The organism is Legionella sp., assembly GCF_047605385.1.
In the GTDB taxonomy this organism is placed as follows: Bacteria; Pseudomonadota; Gammaproteobacteria; order Legionellales; family Legionellaceae; genus Legionella.
Map to the genome: position 1 here is coordinate 1 of NZ_JASGFU010000109.1, position 5350 is coordinate 5350.

Genomic DNA, 5350 nt, shown 5'->3' on the forward strand with positions numbered 1-5350 from the left:
TCTTAGACTGGGAAAATTATGATTGTGCAAAAATTTGACGGGATCGTTCAGGGTCTGACCTTTTTTGTGATGAAAAAGCGCTTTTTGGATATTTGTTTACCTAAATGTTTTTTGTTACAGTATATAATAGTACCAGAACTATGAACCCTGAATAACGACGCGAGGATGTGAAATTGAACCCTGCTAATCAAAGCAAAAAGACAGCGGACAGACTTATCCATTGGATACGTGATTTTTCCTCAATGCACATAGACTCACATGCTGCTGATGAGCAACGAGGCTTCCCTCCGCATGTTTTCCTTGAGCTTGGCAATCAAGGATTTTTTGGGATTCACATCTCTCAAAAATACGGTGGTTTGGAATTAACCACTTATGATATGTTGCGTGTCATTGAGCAAGTTGCTTCGATTGATTTGACGTTAAGCGTTATTCTCATTGAAAGTATTCAAGGTGCGCACACGTTGGAAAATTACGCATCGGAATCCATGAAAAATAGATACCTGAATCAGATGGCGACAGGTCGTATTTTTACAGCCGGAGCCATGACTGAATCAGATGCTGGTTCAAACCCTCGAGCCATGAAATCTGTTGCGAAAGCAGTCGGTGAAGGCGAATGGTTATTAAAAGGCAGTAAGCGTTGGATAGGAATGGGCTCTTCGGCTGCATTGACTGCCGTTTATGTGCAACAATACGATGAGAATAATCATTGGGTTGGTATGAGTGGTTTCCTGGTGCCCCAAGGCACAACGGGTATGCACGTAGGGCTCGATGATGTCTCTATGGGAATTCGTGGCTTTTCAAAAAACAAAATTACACTGGATAATGTCAAAGTCACATCAGAACAATTGCTGGGTCGCATAGGCGAAGGCATGGAAATAGCGCAAGACAATATGATGTATATTCGATTGTGTCTTGCGGCGGCGGCGATTGGGGCAATGAAACGTTGTGCACAGCTGATGTATCGCTATGCACAACGCAGAGTTATTGCGACAGGAGTCTTGCTTGATAACCCGGTTACTCTGGTGAAATTAAGCGAGATAACGGCAGCTATTGATGCCCTGGATTCCTATGTGTACCGTATTGCTGCCTTGTACGATGAAAAACCTTCCGAAGTTCCAGAAGAAACGTTTGTTGTTGCAAAGATTTTAGGCTCGGAACTTTTGAGTTGGGTGGCTGATCAAGCACTTCAATTGCTTGGAGCAAGAGGTTATGAAGCAACATGTGATGTTTCGAAAATATTTCGTGATGCGCGTGTCTTTCGGATTTTTGAAGGGCCGACAGAAGCGTTGAATATGTATCTTGGTTCTCGTTTGCTTGCGGATAATCCTGCTTTTGAGCAATTTATTTGTCATATATTGAAGCAACCCCAATTGTTCAAAGAAATACAACAAGTGCTGTCACAGATAAGGGAACAGACACAATCTAAAAAAGCCGAATTATTTGTCAAACCGTTAAGCACTTACTATTGGTCTCAAGCACAAGCAGGAGAAGTGTCCAGTTATGCTGTATTATTGTCTTGTCTTCAATCCACATCCAATACAACCAAATCAGACAATGAGCATCGTTCAATTTTGTGGGTAAGAAGTAAATACGATGACACTGTGAAAAAGATCTTGAGTTTTTCATCAGGCGAACAGGTCTTGATGACAGCTAATCAGCTGGGCAATTCAATTTCTGATTATGAGTTAACTATCGGTAATATTGATCAAAATAGAAATTACAACAATGTTGCAATAGATCCCTTGCTTCAAGCTTGCCCATCCATGGATTTACATGATAACAGTCCTCATGAATTATTTACGAAAAAGACAGCTTTAGCTGACAAGATCTCTTCACATTCGTTAACCCTTAGTGAGCATGATCGTTTTCAATTGCTTCATACTTGGAATAATGTAGAGCATGGTACAAATTATCCTGAGCGTTGTGTTCATCATTTATTTGAAGAGCAAGCTTTGAAAAATGGCCAGGCATCTGCAGTTGTGTTTAATGATTGCGCTATTTCTTACATGGAATTAAATAAACAGGCGAACAAGGTAGCACATTACCTGCATGATGTAGGAATAGGCCCTGATAAACTGGTCGCACTTTATTTTGAGCGCTCCATTGAAATGATTATAGGAGTATTGGGAGTACTCAAGTCCGGAGCGGCTTATTTACCGCTGGATTACAATTATCCTGAAAAAAGTTTGGCATTTATGTTGGAAGATTCTGGTGCATCCCTTGTTTTATCTCAAAACTATTTATTAGCAGATTGCCCCTTTGAATCCATCAAGCTAATCGGGATAGAGGATATTTTAGAGAGGGCATCTACCGATTGGGAAAATGATATTAATATTTCCTGCTCTTTGGATAGTGCTGGCTATGTTATTTATACTTCAGGATCAACCGGTCAGCCCAAAGGCGTGATGCTGCCTCACAAAGCATTGAGTAATTTAATGTATTGGCATAGAGAAATAATCCCTGGAAAACGCAATGTATTACAGTTTACAACGCTGAATTTTGATATGAGTTTTATTGAGATTTTTTCTGCCCTTGGTTCTGGTGGAGCACTAACGCTTATTTCAGAACATGATCGCCTCGACGTGCAAAAGTTCTCCCATATAGTGAAGAAAAACGCGGTAGATCAATTAGTCCTGTCAGTGCCTTTTTTAAAGAATATGGTGGCTACTTCACTTGATAGATCCTGCTTCAAAGATGTGAAAGAAATTATTATTGCCGGAGAGCAACTGGTTATTACCGATATTATTACCGGCTTTTTTAAAGATTTAGGTGCGTGTCAATTATACAATTATTATGGCCCAGCTGAAACACATGTGGTGACCTCTTATTTATTTCCACAACAACACAGCGATTGGCCTGATTATCCTCCCATCGGGAAACCAATTTCAAATTCAAAAATCCTGATTTTGGATGATCATATGCAACTGGTACCGCCAGGTAGCATTGGTGAAATTTATATAGGTGGAGCTTGTCTTGCTAAAGGGTATATCAACAGGGCTGAATTGACACAGGGAAAATTTGTTCCCGATCCCTTTAGTAACCAACCAGATAGTTTACTTTATCGATCAGGTGATTGTGGTAAATACCTGAGCGATGGAACCATAGTGTATACCGGACGAAAAGATGAGCAATTGAAAATACGTGGATACAGGATTGAGCCACAGGAAATTGAATGGCATTTAATGAAATATCCAGGAGTAAAGGAAGCTGTAGTTATCGCTAAAAAGAGCAGCTTTGCAGATAAACATCTGGAAGCATTTCTTATCATGGAAGGAAGCATAAACGATAATTTGGTGAGTGAGCTGTACACTTTTTTGCAAGAACACGTACCTCCTCATCTTTTACCCTCCGTATTTAATATGGTTGAAAAAATTCCGTTAACCAATAGTGGTAAAGTAGATCGCATTGCGTTGGAACAATATGAGGGAGATGTTGTGTTTTCCATAAGCAATGTTGTTGAGCCAGAGTCAGAGACTGAGAAAGCACTTGTGGGGATTATGGAAAATATTTTCAAGATTAAAATCGGGGTTAATCATAGTTTCCTTTTCATAGGAGGAAATTCCTTGTTAGCTATGCAAATAACTTCCGAAATACGAGAGCGTTTTTTGGTAAATTTACCTGCTTACAGCGTTCTCTCAGAACCAAGCATTGCAGACATTGCCAAACGGATTGATGTGCTGCGACTTAACGGAACCTAAGACTAAATCGCAATTTTTGCCTCCTTATTCCCCTGATCTTAATCCAATAGAGCATAAGTGGGCTCAAGCTAGAGCTATTCGAAGAAAGTAACGTTGTTCAGTCACTGAACTTTTTCAATGCTATGTATCATAGGCATTTTATGAGGGCTCAGCTATAACTACATTTTATGGCGTGATGTGGAGTAGTAGAGAATGCTTAGACAATCACTAAGCCAGTGAGCAGATTTCAATTAGACGAATGTGAATCAATGACTTTTTTGCAATTACATCTATGGCACATGCACAGATCCATTTTGAGGGTAATGCATGGCCTTGAGCATACCCCTTAAAATGGCCCATTTTTATATTGGGGTTTTTCTTATATTCACTCGTAGCAATTTGTTTAAATTGATTATAAAAATCAGGAATCTCAATAAACTTTTTGAATAGCAATAAGGTTGAGGAATTATGCCTATCCGTATTCTCTGCCAGATCTTTAAAGTTAATATTCTTTAAAACATTACTGGTGATCCCTGTTTTTTCTTAAAGTAATTTGTAAGGTTTCTTTCATTTTATAGTGCCTTAGCGCAAGATTCAGATGGATTTGCTACTTGAGACATCAATAGTTCGTTTAGTTGCTCTGGGTGTTTATCTAAAAGCACTAAAAGTATGCTTAAAGGTTTGGGGATTGGGTTTGTTCCTCGCTCATATCGGTTAAACGAGTTAATACCACCACCAAAGAGACGACTGGCATCTTTTTGATTCAAATTTAAATGTTTTCGTATTTTGGTAATTTCACCAGGCGTTAATATTCCATCAATTCGTGAGCGATGCTCTTGAATTTCTAAGGCAATGGCTTTGTTATCCTCAGGACTTATCACTCCTTCGCCACATGAGTCGCACCAAAGGGCGGGTTGAATGATGTCGAAGGAGTGCTTTTTATAATGATACGTTGTTTTACGTCCTTCATGTATCGCTGCCAGTTCACCACAAATGGGACATCGTTCTTTTGTCATGTTATTTCTCCTTAAATGAGAGAATAAGTTCGCCATAGGTGTTTACTTGAAATTTGATTTATATACATCTTGCCAAGCGGTAAAGCCTGGGGCAATTGGTTCTATTGATTTATAAAAATCATTACTTGTTAAGCTTTGTATGGCTTCTACTACATCTTGATTGGAAAAGCCGAGAGCTAATTGTCCTTGTTTGGCTGATACCGTCATTCTTAATTTATGTTCGTTGTTAAACGCTTTTTTAATGTCGTTTAAATTATAACTTGGTCGTTTTGATTCGCTCATGGAATTGCCCAAATTATAACCTTTAAGGTTATTATAAGTATAAACTAAAATAACCTCAAGAGTTACGTTGTTCGATTATTACATTGTAATATAGGAATGATTGAAATATAACAAAACATCGCAACAAATTATTGTTGCATGAATGCGTTTATATGGTTTTCTATCCATTTAATTGTTTCATATAAAGGAAATGAAGAAAGTAAAAAAAGTTTTATTGCCCATACATTGGCCCGCGCGGTGACTAGTAAGGCTAGGATTTTGAACTTATATCCATTTAATATTCTTGAATTTTCAGTAAAAATTTGTAAGGTATAAACTCATTTGTTTGCTTATCTTGGTTGCACTGTACGGCATGTGAATAAAATAGCGCAAGTA

General features: G+C 38.5%; 4 protein-coding genes. 2 read left to right on the plus strand and 2 right to left on the minus strand.

All coding sequences use genetic code 11. The annotated features are described in order from the left end of the window. Positions 1 to 173: 173 nt before the first annotated feature. Positions 174 to 3698 carry an amino acid adenylation domain-containing protein gene (locus QM652_RS13940; RefSeq protein WP_415076821.1) on the plus strand — a complete coding sequence of 1175 codons (3525 nt, stop codon included), beginning with the start codon at positions 174 to 176 and terminating at the stop codon, positions 3696 to 3698. Continuing rightward, positions 3673 to 3789 (plus strand): transposase, encoded by a 117-nt coding sequence (locus QM652_RS13945; protein ID WP_415076823.1) that lies wholly within the window; start codon positions 3673 to 3675, stop codon positions 3787 to 3789. The genes QM652_RS13940 and QM652_RS13945 overlap by 26 nt, the downstream gene beginning before the upstream one ends. 460 nt (positions 3790 to 4249) lie before the next feature. On the opposite strand, the gene QM652_RS13950 is transcribed toward QM652_RS13945, so the two are convergent. Together QM652_RS13950 and QM652_RS13955 are read right to left on the minus strand one after the other, a co-directional pair. Beyond that, entirely contained in the window at positions 4250 to 4693 is a 444-nt protein-coding gene (locus tag QM652_RS13950; protein WP_415076825.1) for a type II toxin-antitoxin system MqsA family antitoxin, read from the minus strand. 42 nt (positions 4694 to 4735) lie between these two features. Next, positions 4736 to 4975: a type II toxin-antitoxin system MqsR family toxin gene (locus QM652_RS13955; protein WP_415076827.1), complete on the minus strand. Its 240-nt coding sequence runs from the start codon at positions 4973 to 4975 to the stop codon at positions 4736 to 4738. Positions 4976 to 5350 lie beyond the last annotated feature (375 nt).